This window comes from Collinsella sp. CLA-ER-H4, from assembly GCF_040092395.1.
Lineage (GTDB): Bacteria > Actinomycetota > Coriobacteriia > Coriobacteriales > Coriobacteriaceae > Collinsella.
This window is the reverse complement of the sequence record NZ_JBBNLQ010000014.1, coordinates 37,088-54,177: the sequence shown is the minus strand read 5'-3', so window position 1 is coordinate 54,177 and position 17,090 is coordinate 37,088. Positions and strand designations below refer to the sequence as shown.

16 protein-coding genes are annotated in these 17,090 nt (G+C 60.5%); 6 read left to right on the top strand and 10 right to left on the bottom strand.

The window, feature by feature from the left end; genetic code table 11:
• Positions 1-215: 215 nt before the first annotated feature.
• From AAAX34_RS08475 to AAAX34_RS08435, 9 genes are all read right to left on the bottom strand, one after another.
• Positions 216-2,660: a DEAD/DEAH box helicase gene (locus tag AAAX34_RS08475; protein ID WP_349110876.1), complete on the bottom strand. Its 2,445-nt coding sequence runs from the start codon at positions 2,658-2,660 to the stop codon at positions 216-218.
• A gap of 115 nt (positions 2,661-2,775) precedes the next feature.
• Positions 2,776-4,080 (bottom strand): ATP-binding protein, encoded by a 1,305-nt coding sequence (locus tag AAAX34_RS08470; RefSeq protein WP_349110874.1) that lies wholly within the window; start codon positions 4,078-4,080, stop codon positions 2,776-2,778.
• On the bottom strand, positions 4,073-5,833 hold the full coding sequence (locus AAAX34_RS08465) for a TerB N-terminal domain-containing protein (RefSeq protein ID WP_349110872.1): 1,761 nt from the start codon (positions 5,831-5,833) through the stop codon (positions 4,073-4,075). The genes AAAX34_RS08470 and AAAX34_RS08465 overlap by 8 nt, the downstream gene beginning before the upstream one ends.
• Before the next feature lie 88 nt (positions 5,834-5,921).
• Positions 5,922-6,707 (bottom strand): DUF554 domain-containing protein, encoded by a 786-nt coding sequence (locus tag AAAX34_RS08460; RefSeq protein ID WP_349110871.1) that lies wholly within the window; start codon positions 6,705-6,707, stop codon positions 5,922-5,924.
• 49 nt (positions 6,708-6,756) lie between these two features.
• Positions 6,757-8,187, bottom strand: a complete 1,431-nt coding sequence (locus AAAX34_RS08455; RefSeq protein WP_349110869.1) for a hypothetical protein — start codon at positions 8,185-8,187, stop codon at positions 6,757-6,759.
• Positions 8,188-8,205: 18 nt separating this feature from the next.
• Positions 8,206-8,487, bottom strand: a complete 282-nt coding sequence (locus AAAX34_RS08450) for a hypothetical protein (RefSeq protein ID WP_349110867.1) — start codon at positions 8,485-8,487, stop codon at positions 8,206-8,208.
• A complete protein-coding gene (locus tag AAAX34_RS08445; protein WP_349110866.1) occupies positions 8,471-9,070 on the bottom strand; it encodes a hypothetical protein in 600 nt (199 codons plus the stop codon). Before AAAX34_RS08445 ends, AAAX34_RS08450 begins: the two co-directional genes overlap by 17 nt.
• An 89-nt stretch (positions 9,071-9,159) precedes the next feature.
• Positions 9,160-9,669: a hypothetical protein gene (locus AAAX34_RS08440; protein WP_349110864.1), complete on the bottom strand. Its 510-nt coding sequence runs from the start codon at positions 9,667-9,669 to the stop codon at positions 9,160-9,162.
• Positions 9,666-9,962 carry a hypothetical protein gene (locus tag AAAX34_RS08435; RefSeq protein WP_346963594.1) on the bottom strand — a complete coding sequence of 99 codons (297 nt, stop codon included), beginning with the start codon at positions 9,960-9,962 and terminating at the stop codon, positions 9,666-9,668. The genes AAAX34_RS08440 and AAAX34_RS08435 overlap by 4 nt, the downstream gene beginning before the upstream one ends.
• A 345-nt stretch (positions 9,963-10,307) precedes the next feature.
• On the opposite strand from AAAX34_RS08435, the gene AAAX34_RS08430 reads away from it, so the two are divergent.
• The 3 genes from AAAX34_RS08430 to AAAX34_RS08420 are packed head-to-tail and all read left to right on the top strand — an operon-like array spanning position 10,308 to position 13,933.
• On the top strand, positions 10,308-11,909 hold the full coding sequence (locus AAAX34_RS08430; protein ID WP_349110863.1) for an FAD-binding oxidoreductase: 1,602 nt from the start codon (positions 10,308-10,310) through the stop codon (positions 11,907-11,909).
• A gap of 2 nt (positions 11,910-11,911) precedes the next feature.
• On the top strand, positions 11,912-12,727 hold the full coding sequence (locus tag AAAX34_RS08425; protein ID WP_349110862.1) for an electron transfer flavoprotein subunit beta/FixA family protein: 816 nt from the start codon (positions 11,912-11,914) through the stop codon (positions 12,725-12,727).
• Positions 12,728-13,933 carry an electron transfer flavoprotein subunit alpha gene (locus AAAX34_RS08420; RefSeq protein WP_349110860.1) on the top strand — a complete coding sequence of 402 codons (1,206 nt, stop codon included), beginning with the start codon at positions 12,728-12,730 and terminating at the stop codon, positions 13,931-13,933.
• On the opposite strand, the gene AAAX34_RS08415 is transcribed toward AAAX34_RS08420, so the two are convergent.
• Positions 13,930-14,742, bottom strand: a complete 813-nt coding sequence (locus tag AAAX34_RS08415) for an HD domain-containing protein (RefSeq protein ID WP_349110859.1) — start codon at positions 14,740-14,742, stop codon at positions 13,930-13,932. The genes AAAX34_RS08420 and AAAX34_RS08415 overlap by 4 nt on opposite strands.
• A 126-nt stretch (positions 14,743-14,868) precedes the next feature.
• Here AAAX34_RS08415 and AAAX34_RS08410 point away from each other — a divergent pair, with 126 nt between their 5' ends.
• The 3 genes from AAAX34_RS08410 (at position 14,869) to AAAX34_RS08400 (ending at position 17,047) form a co-directional block, all read left to right on the top strand.
• Positions 14,869-15,561 carry an AzlC family ABC transporter permease gene (locus AAAX34_RS08410; protein WP_349110857.1) on the top strand — a complete coding sequence of 231 codons (693 nt, stop codon included), beginning with the start codon at positions 14,869-14,871 and terminating at the stop codon, positions 15,559-15,561.
• Entirely contained in the window at positions 15,551-15,874 is a 324-nt protein-coding gene (locus AAAX34_RS08405) for an AzlD domain-containing protein (protein ID WP_227790247.1), read from the top strand. Before AAAX34_RS08410 ends, AAAX34_RS08405 begins: the two co-directional genes overlap by 11 nt.
• Before the next feature lie 150 nt (positions 15,875-16,024).
• Positions 16,025-17,047 (top strand): 2-keto-3-deoxygluconate permease, encoded by a 1,023-nt coding sequence (locus AAAX34_RS08400; protein ID WP_349110855.1) that lies wholly within the window; start codon positions 16,025-16,027, stop codon positions 17,045-17,047.
• The last annotated feature ends 43 nt before the right edge of the window (positions 17,048-17,090 follow it).

Below are 17,090 nucleotides of genomic sequence, written 5' to 3'. Positions count from 1 at the left end.
ATTACCGCCGTTGTTTCTTTAAAAATTGGTGGAATACATGCCTTCAAGAATTGATGTATCGATTGACGAGCTGCCAGAAGTTTCGAGCCTTCTTGATGGCTACGGGTGTACGCGTTAGCTTTGAATCGGTGGGCCTTAATGCCGAGGAATATCAGCGTTTTATCGATGCTGGCGGAATAGACTGGTTAACAAGTCCCGTGCCGAAAAGACTAGTTTTATGCGTGGTCGCGCCAACTGAGGACGCGCTGCTTCATGCCCTCTATGTCGAGCACGCCTTCGGCAAAGCCCTTGCGCACGAGCTCCTCGGGAACGTACTCGTCGTAGCGATCAAAATAAGGCACCTCGCCGGGATAGACGAGCTCGATGGGATCGAAGTCCTTTTCGGCCTCGGCGGCGAGCACCTCAAAGAACGTCTCCTCGTCGGCCTTCATCTTAAACTGCATAAAGTACGGGCGTGATGGGTCGAGTCCGCGAAGGCCCAGCTCCGCGGCGCACTTAATCTTGAGCATGCGCTCGAGTGCCAAAAAGGCGTAGCTGCCCAGCCAGGGGAAGAGCACCCAGGTGTCGCCACCCAGGTTGATGAGTGGCTTGGTTCCCGCACCCGAAATCTCGGCCGTATGGCGAGCCTGCGCCAAGCGGGCCCGCGCGTTACCCATGAGGTACGGATATGTCGCGTGCTCGTTGAGCGTCTTGCGCATGCGCTCGAGTACGTGTGTATTGATGTCACCGGGGCAGTCGCCAAAGTAGGCCGGCACACGACCCTTGACCTGCGTGGCAAAGACGGTGTGGCGCTTCCAGTCCACTTCCTCGACAATCCAGCAGTGTCCGGCGATGGCGATGCGCTCACCGGGCGGCGGCGGGTTGACGATCGTGCCCAATTCGGCCGACTCGCTACGAACGGTGAACTCCTCGTTTTCCTGGAATACGGCGTAGAACTTAAAGTTGTTAATGATGCGCTCGCCCGCGAGACCCACGATGAGTCCGCCGCCCTCGGTGACCTGGATATGGTCGATCTTGATGAGGTGGCGCAGCAGTACGCGATAGTCATCGGCCGAGACGCGGTGGAAATAGCTGAGCGTGAGCACGCGCTGAGCAAGCTCGGCCGGCGTGAGCTCGCCGGTGCTGGCGAGCGTCGACATGGTCTGGTGGTAGAGCAGGCTGTAGGGGAGTCGATCGAGCTCGGGCGGCTCGACCCACTTTTCCTCGCGATAGAGTTGTACGAGTGCGATGCCCTGCAGGAGCTTCCAGGGTATCGTTTCGGGCATCATCGTGCGCGGCTCGGGTTCTTCCTCGCGCATGACAAACCACATCTCGGGCGGAAGGTCGCGACGGCCTGTGCGCCCCATGCGCTGCAAAAAGGAGCTGACGGTAAACGGCGCGTCAATCTGGAACGCGCGCTCCAGGCGACCGATATCAATGCCGAGCTCCAGCGTGGAGGTGGTGACGGTCGTCTGCGCCTGCTCTTCGTCGCGCATGAGCTCCTCGGCCGTCTCGCGCAGCGATGCCGAAAGGTTGCCGTGATGGATTAGAAAGCGGTCTGGCTCGTGCCGGCTCTCGCAGTAGCTGCGCAACATGGAGCACGCGGCCTCTGCCTCCTCGCGCGAGTTGGCAAAGACCAGGCACTTGCGGCCGCGGGTATGCTCAAAGATGTAGCCCATGCCGGGGTCGGCGTTGTCGGGTGCGGTGTCGGTGGGGTTGAGCAGCGCCTGTTCGGTTGCCTGCGGGATGTCGACTTCGCCCTCGGGGGCTGAGGAAGTGCGACGGTCCTTGGGGGCAGCCTTGCCCCGTGCCTGCTCGCGACGTTGGCGGCGCTCCTCTTGCGTGAGTTGTCCGCTGTGACGCATGTCTTGGGCACCGGCCGGCAGCGCCGCGGATGCCGCTGCCTCGATGCGCTCGCACGCGAGCACTTCGGCCTCTTGAGGACCTGTGCCCATGAATCCCCGCTGCTGTGCCTGGGGGCCCGAGTTGTAGAAGTGCTCCATGGAGATGCGCCATACGCGGCGCGGTTCTTCAAAGCGGGGGATAACACAGTTGCGCCCCGTTCCCTGTGAGAGAAAGGCACCCGTGCGTTCCGGGTCCCCGATGGTGGCCGAAAGACCGATGCGCCGGGGCCGTACGCCCGCCATGCGCGAAAGACGCTCGATAAGGCAGAGTGTCTGCCCGCCACGGTCGCCGCGCATGAGCGAGTGGACCTCATCGATGACGACGTAGCGTAGGTCGCAAAACATGCGCGGGATCGCCATGTGCTTATGGATTAAGAGCGCCTCGAGTGACTCGGGCGTAATCTGCAAGATGCCGCTCGGCTTTTTGATGAGCTTAGCCTTGTGCGACTGCGAGACATCGCCGTGCCAGTGCCAGACGGGGATGTCGGCTTCTTCGCATAGGTCATTGAGACGGACGAACTGATCATTGATGAGCGCTTTGAGGGGGCCAATGTAGAGGGCACCAACGCTTGCGGGCGGGTTCTCCCAAAACTCGGTCAGGATGGGAAAGAAGGCCGCTTCGGTTTTGCCGGAAGCCGTGGATGCCGTCAGGAGCACATTATCTTGCGTGTTAAAGATGGCATCAGCTGCTGCAACCTGGATGGAGCGCAGGCTCTCCCAGTCGTGGGAGTAAATGAAGTCTTGGATAAACGGGGCGTAGCGGTCAAAGGCGTTCACGGGGCCTCCCTTCAAAAGCGAATCTCTCAACGCGGTGGGCAGTGGCTTGCTGCATTGCTGCTTCAACGTTTGCTCAGATAAAACCCGCCAAAATAAACCTGACCTTTTTGGCAGGTTAGATGGTGAACTCGGCGAAGTTGCGGTCGTCGCCTGCGGTGCCGGTGTCGTCTGTTGCGGCTGTCGGCGCCAGCGCGTCGCCACCGACGCTTTGCAGCAACTCGGCCACGTTAGCATCGGGGTTTTGACACAGGATATCGAGCAGCTCGATAAAGTCGCGAATGACCTCGCGAGGCGTCAGGTGCGTATCGGCTCCCACGCGGCCAAACTCAATCTTGAGGAAGTCCACCAAGTCGTTCTCGGTAAGCGTGGGCGTCCAGCCAAAGTAGCCGGCGTGAATTTGCATGAGTTTTTCGATCAGCACCAGTAGCTCCTCGTAGGTGAGCGGCTGCAAGCGGATGATGGGCGCGAGCATGTCCTTAAGGTCCTCGCGTGCAAAGCGACCCTGAGCGAGCCGGCTGCGCAGAGCCTCGTAGGAGAATACGCCGCGACGGCGGTCCTCGATGGAGGTCGGCGTGCCGCCCATGATCATGCCCAAGTACTGCGCCTTGCCCTGGAGCGTGTCGTTGTACATGGTGAGGATTTTCTCGTAGTTGTACTGGCGCGTGATGGCGTTGGGAATCTTGTACAGATTTACGAGTTCGTCGATGAGCACCAGCATGCCCTTGTAGCCGCTGCAGACCAAAAAGCGTGCGATGAGTTTGACGTAGTCGTACCAGTCGTCATCGCTGATGATGGTCGAGGAGCCCAGTTCGGCGCGAGCCTCGCTCTTGGTGCGGTATTCGCCGCGGATCCATTTGGTCACGCGGCTCATGGCCTCTTCGTCGCCCTCGGATACGGCCGTGCGATAGCGGCGGAGCATGCGGGTGAAGTCAAAGCCGTGGACCATCTCCTCGAGCGGGGCCAGTTGGGTATTGACGACTGACTCGTCGACGTCGGCACACGAGGCGACCCAGCGATCCAGAATAAGGTTGAGCGCACCGCCCTCGGGGCGCGTCTTGGTCGATATGTTGCGGATGAGCTCGCGGTAGGTGGCAAGGCCCTGCCCCTGACCGCCTTGCAGGCGGCGCTCGGGCGACAGGTCGGCATCAGCGACGACGAATCCCTCGCCCATGGCGTGCGTGCGGATGGTCTGGAGCAAAAAGCTCTTGCCGGCGCCGTAACGACCGACCAGAAAGCGGAAGCTCGCGCCACCGTCGGAGATGAGACTCAGATCGGTGAGCAGGGCGCGAATCTCGACCTCGCGTCCCACGGTGATATAGGGAAGGCCGATGCGCGGGACCACGCCGCCCTTGAGCGAGTTGAGAATGACGGCAGCGACGCGCTTGGGCACGCGGGGTGCTGCGGGTGCGGTATCACTCATGGTCTAGGTATCCTCTCACGTCTGCTTCGTAGTCCTGGATAATTTGCGGTCCTGCCGCGCCAAATTCAATTACGGTGTCACCTACCAGGTCAAAGAGCGCCTCGTTGATGGTATCGACGAGCATGTCCTCGCTCTGCCCCGATTGCACTACCGCCGATTCCGCCTGTACTGCGTTGTGCTCGAGCAGTGCGCGGAGATAGGCGTTTGCGGCGGGTGCGAGTTCGTTCGTGGCGTCAGCGGGCGCAGCAGCTGCGAACGCGGGCGTTGGCGCGAGAAGCGGTGCCACGACACCAAACTGTTCGGTGGATATGGTCGGCTCGTCGGCCTCGTCCTGCCGAATGGGTGCCGCGACCGCCTCGACCGTCGCGTCGGCTACGGGCTCGGCTTCCGGTTGCCCTGAGTCCGCTGCCTCGGCTTCCACAGGTGCGCCGTCCTCGCGCTCTTCATCGATCAAAAGCGCTTCGCGCGTTTGCGCAGCGGCGCTCCGAATGTGCCCCAGCTGACTCAGATCGATATCGATCTTGACGGGCTGGTGTGCGGCGTCCCACGAAAGCCATGCCACAATCTCGTCATCGATAATCTTGGCCAGATATTTGGGGACCTTTTCTTCCTTAAGGGGATGGGCGGGGTCCAGCGCCAGGCGCAGGCGTTGGTCGCAGGCGCGCATCATTTCACCGAGCTTGCTGCTCTTTTGCCTACTACCGTGGATACGCATGCATTCCCAAAAGCCGTTTTGGCAACGGTAGATATGGATAGGATCCAGGCGATATTCGCAGTCCTCGTGGCGCTCGGGCGCAAAGAATACGGCCGAGGCAAACATGGTGTAGGGCATGGCCGTCTCCTCCCCAAATAAACTCGCCACGATGCCGGTCTTTCGGTGCGTGTCATAGTAGCGCGCCATGCGGACATACACGGCGCATGCCACGTGGCGCAGATCGCGGTGGTGGCTGCGGTCGAGCCGCGAGTTACTTAGGTTGTACGTGGAGAGGGCGTTGATGGCGGCCATGAGTCGCTCCTCGCGCACCTCATCGGGCGGAAGGGGGAGCGTGGGCTCGGAGGTTTTGCGACGCTTAGGGGTCTGGCCGGACGGTGCCGGTGCCGGTACAAGGTCTCGTGCCGCGCGCCGCAGCTCGATAAGGGCGTTATCGAACATGACGGTTTTAGAGTCACGAAGCAACTTGGGGTCGAGCCCGTGGAACACGGCGTAATCCTGCAGCCACACGCGCGCAAACCGGTCGATGCCGGGCTCGAAGGCGCGATAGACATCCCAAAAAGCCTTGATCTTGTTAAAACCATCGAGCGGATTATCTACGCCAATGCCGCAAATCAGCTCATAGAGATACAGAAAGGCAAAGGACGTAGACGTTTCCTCGACGGTTCCGCGGCGTACCCGTGCGCGCCAGGTAAAGTACCCGCGCAGCTGGCGATCGCTCATGGCGTTGTAGGTTGGGAAGTACGACTTGAACGTACCGTTATAGGGGCAATCGTCCTCAAAGTCAGCCATCAGCTGGCCTTGGCGGTAGAAAAGTTCGGCTTCCGAAAGCCAGCGTCCCGCACCGCCTTTGGGGTCATCCTGCCAGCGCGATATCTCGCGCATCTTGCGGTACTGGTCGGGAAGGAAGTTCTGCATCTGACGACCGGTTTTGAGAATCGGCTCGTCTGCGTAGACTTCATGCGAGAAACGGGCGGACTGATGGGTCCGGGCCTCGGCCATAATGCGCTCGATGAGCATCTTGATGTCCTGGTCGGCCACCGCTTCTCCTCTCCTAACGCAGCTTCGGTGACCTCATATCATAGCACAGCATCAAACAGGTGTTCGAGATACCGCTATGTAGATAGATTTAGAACAGGAGGGCGTAGATGACGGCTATGACAACGGAGGGGAGCATATTGGCCGTGCGGAAGGTCTGGGGACGGATGAGATTGACGCCGACGCAGAAGATGAGCATAGAGCCCACGAGCGAAAGGCTGTTGAGGGCTGTTGTGGTCATGATGGGGGAGAGCGCGCCGGCAAACAACGTGATCGTCCCCTGGAACACGGCGACGGGCAGGGCGGAGAAAATGCAGCCGCGTCCGAGCGACGCCGTCATGGTGCAGACGATGATGCAGTCCAGCGCTCCCTTGAGGGCGAGCGTGGACCAGTCGCCGAGCAGGCCGTCCTGGATCGATCCCACAATTGCCATGGCGCCGATACACACGGTGAGTGAAGTCGAGACAAAAGCGTTGGTGAACTCGTTATCGCCCTCACTGCCAGTCTTGCGCTTGAGCCATTCGCCAAGGTTCTCGATGGCGGCTTCCAAGTTGACGGCCTCGCCGATGAGCGAGCCGAGGGCGAACGAGACAATGAGCATGGTGGTACCAGTGGTCGCCAGCGCCTTTCCATCGATAAGGAGCATCTTTTGCATGGTGCCGCCAAGGCCGATAAACAGGACGCACAGCCCCGATGCTTTCATGAGCGTGTCTTGGATGCGCGGTGTAATGAAGCGGCCGCCCGCTAATCCCAAAAGACCGCCCGCAACTAAAAGCACAACGTTGATGATTGTTCCCAAGCCCGGCATGAGCCCTCCCGTATTGATGCCAACATGGCAATCGTAGCAGAGTGGAATGCGAGGTACATCGCGACTCATCTAATACGTTATATAAGTGGTATTAGCAACGACGCGCAGCATTTAAGCCTCAGGTGGTTGTCGGGACATAGGGATAGTATTCAAAGCGCAGTGTCATAAGCCGCTGCGGGAATTCAATAGCCGCGGCGATGATATTGGCATCGCGGGCACGATCAAACCCTTCGAGTTCGATCTGATATGAGACGTCTTGCATAATGTCCAGACGTCGCCAGGCTAGGAGTGTGTCGCCATCGAATTCCAAGGTCTTGCCTCCGTCTGGAGCAACGGCGTATAGACGCAGCTTGGCGGTGGTTGCAGGGTCGACAACCGTGACCTTTTTAATTTCGTTTCGAGTATTCTTGGCGCCCAACAAGGTGAGCAGTGTTGGGGCCACGACCTCGCCCGATGGCAAAAAGACGACTTCGATGGATTCAGGAAATGCGATGATGGCCGACTTGCGGACGGGCTGATTGGCGGCGGCAACTTCGATGTTCGCAGCGTCGATGACCTCTGTGTGGTCGAGCGCGGCAAGCACGCAGCAGTTACCTTCATCGATCTCTTGAGGATCAGCAAGCCCCAGACTGTCCGCGAGCTCGGGATCGTTTGGATCGTTAGCGGGCTCATTCGGTGCTTCGAGAGAAGCTGGGATGCTGTTTGTCGGCGACGGCGTGTCGCCCGCACCTGCTTCTTTGTCCGCGCTCTCTTCTTGTATGGTTGCGTTGATGGGTTCGTCGTTTGAGGGGAGCGTCTTGGCGTCAAGCGCGGAGGGAAGAATTCCGATGGCTCCGGATCCGTTCCACTCCATTTCGAGAAGCGCCGGGTCGGCAAGAATGCGTTGCCTGCTTTGCGCGTGGGCATCGATTTCAATAGGGCCTGTCTCTATCCCTCGTGTAAGGCTGAGTGATCCGGCTGGCTTCTCGAAATGAGCGTCTGTGTCTTTGGCGCTGACGGCGTAGAACAGCAGGGACGCTTCTCCCGCCGCGATGGCATCGGTGCCGGCTTTGGTCAGCCGCAACGATGCCGTGAATGAGAGGGTGGGCTGCGTTTCGTCTGCATTCGCGGCGGCGCAGCCCAGACATATACCGCCTCCTTTCTCAAAAAACGTACCGTCGAAGGCGACCTTCGCTCCGTTCGCCGAGTCATCGACCGAAGCGATGTCGATGCGCAGCTCTAAATTGCATGGATCGCCATCTGCATCGAGCATAACCGAGCGCCACGTGCAGACGGCGCACCCCGCCTGGGAGCCGTTTGCCTTGTTCGAACGATTGATATCCACGACTATCGAGCCGTCCGTATTACGACGAAGGCATCCCGAGGTTGAGATCGCGGCCTGTGCGATCGAAAAACGCTTGCACGCAATGGCGCTCGACGGATTTGGTGCGGAACTTAGGACTGCTGGTAAGGAGTCTGCCATGACGGGAGTCGCCCAAGCGGCGACAGGCGTTCCGGTTGCGAGCGCGCCGCAGAGTGCGACGACGGGCAAAAGGTTCTTCGATGCCATGGGGTCTCCTTAGCTAATTTAGTGCGGCCTGTCCATGTTTTGTTTCTGGCTGCGTTTGATGTGCAGACCGAGGCCGGCGGTTCCTGCGCCTGCTGCTGTGGCGCCTGCTGCCAAGAGCCATCGTCTGTCGCCTGTCTGCGCCAACGGTTCCTCGCGGTCGTCGCGGTCGAGCTCCGAGAGGTCGACCGTCACTTGCGTGGCGGCCTGCGCCTGTTCTTGCTGGGCAAAGGCCATGGCTGGCCCAAACGCTAGGATGCTGACGGCGGCGGCCAGGGCGACGGCCTTATGCCGTGTGCGCACCGGGCTCGACCGTCCAGGTGATCGTCGCAACCTGATCGCCTTCGCCGGTTACGCGGAAGATGTCGCGCGTGACGCGGGCAACGTTTCCGCTTGTCTTGAGCTTGATTTTGTCCGTGCCGCCGGCAATGCCCTGGTAGCCCATGTCGAAGGCTGCATTCTTGGAAAGATCGAGGCCCGTCCCCTGCATTGCGGCGCTGGCGTTCTGGAGCGCGCCGTCGGGGCCGACCTTAAAGTCGATGGAGTTCTGCGCGGTTCCGGCCTTGGCGTCGGCGGCAATGGTCCAGGTGTTCATGGCGTCGATCTTCATGTTGGTGACATGGATGCCGTAGGCCGAATGATTGTCGATGGTGGTCGCGTCTTCTGAGGGGCCCTGAAGCGTGCCGTCGGCCTTGGCGACGAAGGGAATAACCGTCGGAACTTTGAACTCAACGTTGTCGATCTCGGTCCTGACCATTACCTTCGTGGTTCCAACGCGCCCGGCTGCCATAGCTGGCGTCGGGGCGGCGCTCATTGCGAGCGCGAGCGCGAGCCCTGTGCCCACGACGAGCGCTCTGACTCCGTTCATGTTCCTGGTGATGTCCATGGTCGTTCCTTTCTATTCGCCGCGGGCCGTCCCCGCGATGATTGGACGAATGCTGGTGAATTGCATGCGGTGCCGCGTCGGTCGGAAGGCTAGTTCTCGGCTTGCTCAACCCGTACCTTGACACGTGTCGGATTGCCGTGGCTGTCGAGGGTCTTGGCATCGAGTGCCTGGATCTCGATGTACGCCTCGCCTTCTTTGATGTCGCCGGCGGGGCACGTCTCGATTGTCTTGCCGGTCTCGACCACGCCGGATTCGTACATGGTCTCGTCGTTTTGGATGACGCGGAATCGCTGGGGAAATATATTGTCTTGGACGTTTTGCACGTTGACGCGCAGCTTGCCGTCCTCCTGCAGCTGAGCGACCGGCGCGACCGAAATCGTCATCATGTTGTCGCGGACGATGGCGTCGAGCTCATCTTGGATTTCCTGACGCGTTTTGCCCTCGGCCGTCGTGACTGAGGCGCCCGCCTCGGGTACGGGCTGCGACTGCCAAGCGTATAGTCCTACGGCGACAAGGGCGCAGATGATGGCCAAGCAGGCAACGATGAGCTTCTTGCGATGCCCCAGGCCTGCAAAGTGGGGTGGCCTCTTCGCGCTCATGCGGCATCCTTGGCGGTATAGACGCGCGCAAAGGTGGACGGGTCCGCTCCAAAGAGCATGTGAAGCATCAGGCGGCGCGAGTAGACGAGCTCTTCGAAGTCGGGAGGGAGCTCGATGTCGTGGGTATGCGCGATGTGGTGGGCGAGCGCCGAGAACGACTCGGGGTCGCAGATCACATCGGTAGTAACGTGGTAGACCGCCGTATCGGGGAATGCCTCTTCGTCGAAAGGCAGGAGATGGGGATCGTCGTCGACTTCGATGGCGATGCCGTACTGGGGCCAGTAATATGCCATGGGAACCTCCCTGCTTCTGGGCCAAAACTTCTATCGGTTTTGGCTGTCGACGCCGACCGTATCAGCCGCTACTTGACCAATTTCTGACCAAATGCTTGACGGATTGGCGTCTCCGCAGGTAAAAGGCGGCAAAAAATACTCCAACTTTTTTCGAGCGACATTTACGCGATCGGCGACGGCGGGGCCATATGTGTCAAAAGCATCGTCTGCCGAGGAAATCTAGCCACTCGCCGAATTGCACGAACGTAAAAATCGCCAATTATGGAGACGGTCTCGAACACGTCGACGAAACGATGCGGTAACATCTCCCTGCAAACACTGTAGTTAGCTAAAGGGGGAGTTCGCGTGTCTGCAAGCATCAAACCCTTCACCGACGAGTTCGAAGAGTATGGTCGCGATGAGTCTCGCGCATCGGGCGAAGCATCGAGCATCTCGTTTCCGGCAACGGAAAACGAGGTCCGTGCCATTTTGGAAAAGCTCCATGCCGAGCGTGTCCCGGTAACGGTTCAGGGCGCCCGAACCGGCCTTGCCGCCGGTGCCGTGCCCCACGGCGGGCATATCCTCAATACTTCCCGTATGAATCGCTACTTGGGCCTTCGCCGCGATGAACAAGGCCAATTTCTGCTGCGCGTGGAGCCGGGCGTTGTGCTCTCGGAGCTGCGCAAGCAGCTGAGCAAGAAGGTGCTGCCGACTGCTGGTTGGGACCAGGCATCGCTTGAGGCCTACGAGGAGTTCCAAGAGGCCCCCGAGCAGTTCTTTCCCACCGATCCCACCGAGGCGTCTGCCTGTCTGGGCGGCATGGCGGCATGTAACGCCTCCGGTGCCCGCAGCTACGCCTACGGTCCCATGCGCCCACATATCACGGGACTCCACGTCGCGCTGGCTGATGGCGATTTGCTTGAGCTTCAGCGCGGCGAGGCTTTTGCCCAGGGCCGCCACCTGTCGCTCGTGACGGCAGCGGGCCGTGCACTCGAGCTCGATCTTCCCAGCTATACCATGCCCAAGACAAAAAATGCCTCAGGCTATTTCGTTGCGGACGAAATGGACGCCATCGACCTCTTTATCGGCGCTTGTGGCACGCTCGGTGTTATCACCGAGCTCGAGATTGCCCTGCAAGCGGCACCTGCGGTCGTTTGGGGTGTGAGCTGCTTTTTCGATAGCGAAGACAAGGCCGTGTCCTTTACCGATTCCGTGCGCCCCGTCCTGTCCCATGCGGCCGCCATCGAGTACTTCGATGCTGGTGCTCTGGATATCCTGCGTCGCCAGCGCGAGCAGTCGACGGCGTTTGCTTCGCTGCCGGCGCTCGACAAAGAGGCCAAGGTCTGTGTCTACGTGGAGCTCGACTGCGACGACGAAGTTCAGGCGACTGAGGAGCTGTATCACTTGGGGTGGGTACTGGAGCTTGCGGGCGGCAGCGACGATGCGACATGGGTCGCGCGCACCGAGGTCGATCGCGAGTGCCAGCGGTTCTTCCGCCATGCGGTCCCCGAGAGCGTCAATATGCTTATCGACGAGCGTCGCCGCACGGATCCCACCATCACCAAACTGGGTTCGGACATGTCGGTGCCCAATGCACGCCTTGCCGATGTCGTGGCCCTCTATCGCCGCACACTGGCCGAAAGCGGGCTTGAATCTGCTGCCTGGGGGCACATCGGTAACAACCATCTGCATGTGAACATCCTGCCGCGCGATGCGCAGGACTACCGTCGCGGTGGCGAGCTGTTTGCCCAGTGGGCTTCCGAGGTAACGGCTATGGGCGGTGCCGTTTCTGCCGAGCACGGCGTCGGCAAGATCAAGGCGGGCTTCTTAGAGACGATGTACGGTCACGAGGCCATGGTCGAGTCGGCGCGGCTCAAGCTCCAGCTCGATCCCGACGGGCAGCTGGGTCGCGGCAACCTGTTTTCGGAGAAGCTCTTGGATGAGCTCGTCCAGAAAGGGGGCGCGTGAAGATGAGCGATTTCCATATGGTGGTGTGCGTCAAGGCCGTGCCGGGCAGCACCGAGGTCAAGATGGACCCCAAGACCAATACCATCGTGCGCGATGGCAAGCAGGCGGTCATTAATCCCTTTGATGCGAGCGCTTTGGAATGCGCGCTGGCGCTGAAAGACGACTTCATCGGCTTTGGCATGGATGTGCGCGTGACGGTGGTGTCGATGGGCATCCCCGCGACCGAGTCGCTGCTGCGCGACTGCATCGCTCGAGGCGCCGACGACGCGCTGCTGCTGACCGATCGCGCCTTTGCAGGTGCCGATACCCTGGCAACCACCTATGCCCTCAAGTGCGGTATCGAGGCGCTCGACGAGGACTTCGACCTGCTCATCTGCGGCAAGATGGCGGTGGATGGCGATACGGCCCAGATTGGTCCCGAGCTTGCCGGTGCTTTTGAGATTCCCTGTGTGACCGACGTGAGCTGCGTGCAGAGCGCGGGCTTTACGACCTGTGGTTCACTGGCGCTTGTTCACGGCTGCGATGCCGGCGAGGAGACGGTGTGTCTTGAGATGCCGTGCGCGATGACGACTGCCAAGGAGATTGGCCAGTTGCGTATGCCGAGTATTGCCGGTATTCGCGCGGCGGAGGAGGCGGACGTGCGCGTGGTCAGTGCCGCCGACGTGAACGCCGACCCCTCGCGTTGCGGCCTTGCCGGGTCGCCGACACAGGTCGTGCGCTCGTTTGTGCCCGACCGTGACCAAACGTGCGAGGCCGTTGAGGGGACGGCGTCCGAGCAGGCGGCAAAGCTTGCCAAGATTATCGAGGGGATGGCGTAGATGAGCGGACTGATTATCGATAGCGAAGCCTGTATCGGCTGCGGTCGCTGCGTTCGCGCCTGTGCTTCGGGCGGCATCGTAGTGGAAGGCGAGCGACCCAACCGATGCGCCCACGTAACCGACGGCTGCATCCTATGCGGTGGGTGCGTCGACGCCTGCCCTGTCAACGCTATCTCGATCGAGCGTGATGAGGCCGCTGGTACGGTGGACCTTGATGCATATCGAGACATTTGGGTATTCGCGCAGACCGACGAGCACGATACGGTGACTCCCGTTGCCTATGAGCTTATGGGCAAGGGCCGCGAGCTTGCCGATGCTCGCGGCTGCCGTCTGGTGGCGCTGGTCGGTATGGGCCCCGAGGGTTCTCTCGGTGACCTGGAGCATCTGGTTTGCGCGGGCGCCGACGAAGTCCTGGCCTGTCGCGACGAGCGCCTGCGCCAAAACGATGCGGAGGTCTATGCCCGCTTGATCTGCGATTTGGTAGCCGAACGCAAACCCGAGGCCATCCTATACGGTGCGACCGCTTTTGGCCGCGAACTGGCACCCGGCGTTGCCGTGCGCTTGCAGACGGGCCTTACGGCTGACTGCACCGTACTTTCGATGGATACGGAGACGGGACTGCTGCAACAGACGCGTCCGGCGTTTGGCGGCAACCTGATGGCCACCATCGTCTGCCCCAATCATCGTCCCCAGATGGCAACGGTGCGTCCCGGCATCTTTAAGGTGCCCGACTTTGACTACGGCCGTTCCGGCACGATCACCCAGGTGATGCTTGCGGAAGACGTTAAGGCTCGTGTCGAGATCTCGATTCCCGCCGAGGAGTGGGGACAGCAGCCCTCGATCGCCAATGCCGAGCGCTTGGTCGTGGTGGGCCGTGGCATTGGCTCCAAGAAGAATCTGCCCCTGATGCGAAGGCTCGCCGAGGCTCTGGGAGCCGAGCTTGGTTGCACGCGACCTGTCGTGGAGGCCGGCTGGTTGGAGTATCGCCATCAGATTGGCCAGACCGGCGTATCGGTTTCGCCCAAGCTTCTCGTGAGTATCGGTGTTTCGGGCGCCATCCAGCATCTTGCCGGCATCGGTGGGGCGGAGTGCATTATCGCCATCAACGAGGACCCGGATGCCCCCATTTTTGGTGCTGCCCAGTACAAGGTTGTTGGGAACGCCGTCGAGGTCGTCGAGGAGCTGCTGGCCCAGCTTGAGCGCTAGGCGCGCGCCAGCCAGTCGCGCATCTCGTCCTTTAGGCGGCTCCAGGTTGCCTGCGTGGCGGGATCGGTAAAGGGGCGCGTAATGCCAAAGGGCGCGTCGAGCAGGCGGTGGATATCGCCCTGTTCGCGCGCCAGCGCGCGGCTTGCTGGATAGACGAGCTCAAACATAAAGCAGATGAGTCCCACCAGGTAGTCTGCGGGCTCGTTGCGTTCATCGCGTGCGACGCAGCGGTGCTCGTCAAAGGCGGCAAGTGTCGGCGACGAGAAACGGCTGCCGAGAAACGTCTTCTTGTCCACCTTGAGGATGGTGTCGACGGTGCTGTCGGCGATGGTGCGCATAATGTCGATCTTGTCACCATCGCGCACGATATCGCAGAAGCTCCGCGTGCGCACGTCGAGCTGCGCGGGTAGACGGAAATCGCTGTGATAGGCAATGCTCGCTCGGATGAGCTCATCTTCTGCCGGGTCATCGATAAAGTCGCGGATGCTCGTTACGGCGGGTGCATCGGCGGGATTCTCGCCAAAGAGGACCTCGATCCCCAGCGCCGCATGGCTCATGCTCTCGGCGTCCTTAAAGGTGTCCCAGCGCCGCAGCTGCTCAAAGCGGCCCATATCGTGTAGCAGGCCGCAAAGCCATGCCAGGTCAATATCTTCTGACGACCAGCCCTGCTCGCGCGCTACGGCATCGCATGCCTCGGCCACGTGGTACGTATGCTCGATTTTGAGCGCGATGCGTGGGTTGGTGGCGTCGTAGGCATCGGTGTAGCTTTTGAAGGCCGCGCGCGCCCGGTCTCGATCGATAGCTGTCATAATGACTTCCTAAAAAGTTGTGTCTTTCGATCCGGTGGCAATTGTAGGTGAACTCGGTTGCTGTCGGATGATGATTCTGCCGTGTCGCTACATGCGGCTCGGAGACCTTGTCAGGATGAGAAGCGTATGGTGCTCAAAATCGTTAGAACCGTCTGGCCAGTGATGCTTACCTATGTTGCAATAGGCGCGCCGTGCGGAATGATCATGGGGCAGACGGGAATGGAGCCCTGGATGGTCTTTGCCCTGAGCAGCACGTTTGTGACGGGCAGCGGCCAGTTTATGATCTGCAATCTTTGGCTGGCGGGCGTACCGGCACCTTCGATTATCGCGAGCGTTGCCGCCATCTCCTCGCGCTTTGCGCTTTACTCGGCATCGATCGCGCCGCATCTGAGGGGTGCCTCGAAGCGTCAGACGCTGGCTGTTGCCGCGACACTTACCGAGGAGGCATATGGCATCTCGCTTGCCAAGTTGGTTGAAGGGGAGGATTGGGGCCCGCGCGAGTCCTTTGTGCTCAACGTGATCCTCATCGCAACATGGGGCGTTTCGTGTACGATGGGCGCCATCGTCGGCGCCGTTGTCGATGTTCCCACCGCCATTGCAGCCTTTGTCTGCACCTCGCTCTTTATCTGCCTGCTCTTTTCGCAGCGGCTGTCACGCGGCAACGTTGTCGCGGCGGTTTCGGGCGCGGTGTCCGTCGCCGTATGCAAGTTCTTGGGCCTCGCGAATATTGCCGTGCCGGCAAGCGTCGTGGCCGGCATTGCCATTGCGTTGGCGTGCGATGCTGTATTTGACGGAAGAGGTGCCCGCGATGCCCGTTAACGAGTTCTTGGTTCTGTGGCTGTCGTCGTGGGCTGCTATCGCGTTCTTTCGCATCGCGCCGGCGTTCGCCTTGCGCGGGCGGACCCTGTCGCCCCGCATTACCGAGGCCCTGGGCTATATCCCGCCCGCTGCCTTTGCCGCGCTGGTCGCCAACGACTTGGTGAGCCCCGGCGCGTTCGACGCGGGACTCTGGCCTGCCTTGGTTCCCTGGATTGCGGCCGCCGGCGTCGTGGTCGTGGCGGGCAAGACAAAATCGATGCTGTGGTGCTGCGTCTCGGGCATCGTACTCTATATTGTCTTGAGCCTTATATAGGGCTGGCGTCTCGGGCGCCGAATCTCGTTCCATCCCAACTTGTAGAATTTTTCACCGAGCTGGTCTATTTCTTCTGGTACCATGGTCAAACTTTACTGTAGCAAAGCGTGACGTGGGCTTTTGTTCTGCGTCAGCGGAAATGGGGGTTTCATGGCACAGGAAGCGACCGCCAACGAGCAAAAGAAATTCAAGGTACTGCGCATCCCGGGCGACATCATGATCTATCCGATGATCGTCGGCCTTTTGCTCAATACCTTCTGCCCACAGGTCTTTGAAGTCGGCGGCTTCTTTACGGCTGCCTGCCGCGGCGGCTCCAACACCATCGTTGCCGCGATCTTGCTGTTCGTGGGCGCCGGCATCAGCTTTAAGTCCACGCCGGGCGCCATCAAGACCGGCATCGTCGTGCTGATTCCTAAGCTTGTAGTGGCAGCCGCGCTGGGTCTGGGCGTCGCGTACTTCTTTAACGATAACTTTTTAGGCCTGAGTTCGGTTTCCATCATCGGCGGCATTACGTTTTGCAACATGGCGCTCTATACGGGCATCATGGGCGAGTTCGGCGATGAGTCCGAGCAGGGCGCTGTCGGTATCCTGTTCTTTACGGCCGGCCCCGCCGTCACGATGATCATCCTTGGTGTTTCGGGTCTCGCCAACATCCCCGTCGGCACTATCATCGGATCCATCCTGCCGCTTGTTATCGGCATGGTCCTGGGCAACTTGTTCCCGTTTATCAAGAACCTGCTGGTCCCCGGCGCCAATCCCGCGATCGCTGTCATCGGTTTTCAGCTCGGTGCGTCCATGAGCCTTTCGAGCTTCATCACCGGCGGCATTTCGGGCATCCTGCTGGGCCTCATCACGCTCTTTATCGTCGGTCCCATTACCTTTGCCTTCGAGCGCCTGTGTGGCGGCAACGGCAAGGCGGCCGTTGCCTGCTCCACCATTGCCGGCACGGCCATGACCATGCCGGTCGCCCTCGCCGAGGTCGCTCCGCGCTATGCCGAGCTTGCGCCCACCGCGTATGCGCAGATCGCCACTGCCGTCATCATCACGGCAATCATGGCCCCGATTCTGACCGGCTGGGTCGATAAGAAGTTCTGCCAGGGCAAGGAAGACCTGTCGCCTGCCGGTGTCGAGGCCATCGAGGAGGCTGTCGCGGCCGACATCGATGGCGAGTAGCAATCGATACCCATCAATGATTCCGGCGTGCAACTCGCGCCGT

Excerpts from the sequence above, each read along its gene's own strand:
- AAAX34_RS08420 (WP_349110860.1), top strand. The coding sequence starts at position 12,728 with ATGAGCGGACTGATTATCGATAGCGAAGCCTGTATCGGCTGCGGTCGC.
- AAAX34_RS08400 (WP_349110855.1), top strand. The coding sequence starts at position 16,025 with ATGGCACAGGAAGCGACCGCCAACGAGCAAAAGAAATTCAAGGTACTG.
- AAAX34_RS08435 (WP_346963594.1), bottom strand. The coding sequence starts at position 9,962 with ATGGCATATTACTGGCCCCAGTACGGCATCGCCATCGAAGTCGACGAC.
- AAAX34_RS08445 (WP_349110866.1), bottom strand. The coding sequence starts at position 9,070 with ATGGACATCACCAGGAACATGAACGGAGTCAGAGCGCTCGTCGTGGGC.
- AAAX34_RS08455 (WP_349110869.1), bottom strand. The coding sequence starts at position 8,187 with ATGGCATCGAAGAACCTTTTGCCCGTCGTCGCACTCTGCGGCGCGCTC.
- AAAX34_RS08460 (WP_349110871.1), bottom strand. The coding sequence starts at position 6,707 with ATGAGTCGCGATGTACCTCGCATTCCACTCTGCTACGATTGCCATGTT.
- AAAX34_RS08425 (WP_349110862.1), top strand. The coding sequence starts at position 11,912 with ATGAGCGATTTCCATATGGTGGTGTGCGTCAAGGCCGTGCCGGGCAGC.
- AAAX34_RS08410 (WP_349110857.1), top strand. The coding sequence starts at position 14,869 with ATGGTGCTCAAAATCGTTAGAACCGTCTGGCCAGTGATGCTTACCTAT.
- AAAX34_RS08415 (WP_349110859.1), bottom strand. The coding sequence starts at position 14,742 with ATGACAGCTATCGATCGAGACCGGGCGCGCGCGGCCTTCAAAAGCTAC.
- AAAX34_RS08470 (WP_349110874.1), bottom strand. The coding sequence starts at position 4,080 with ATGAGTGATACCGCACCCGCAGCACCCCGCGTGCCCAAGCGCGTCGCT.
- AAAX34_RS08405 (WP_227790247.1), top strand. The coding sequence starts at position 15,551 with ATGCCCGTTAACGAGTTCTTGGTTCTGTGGCTGTCGTCGTGGGCTGCT.
- AAAX34_RS08440 (WP_349110864.1), bottom strand. The coding sequence starts at position 9,669 with ATGAGCGCGAAGAGGCCACCCCACTTTGCAGGCCTGGGGCATCGCAAG.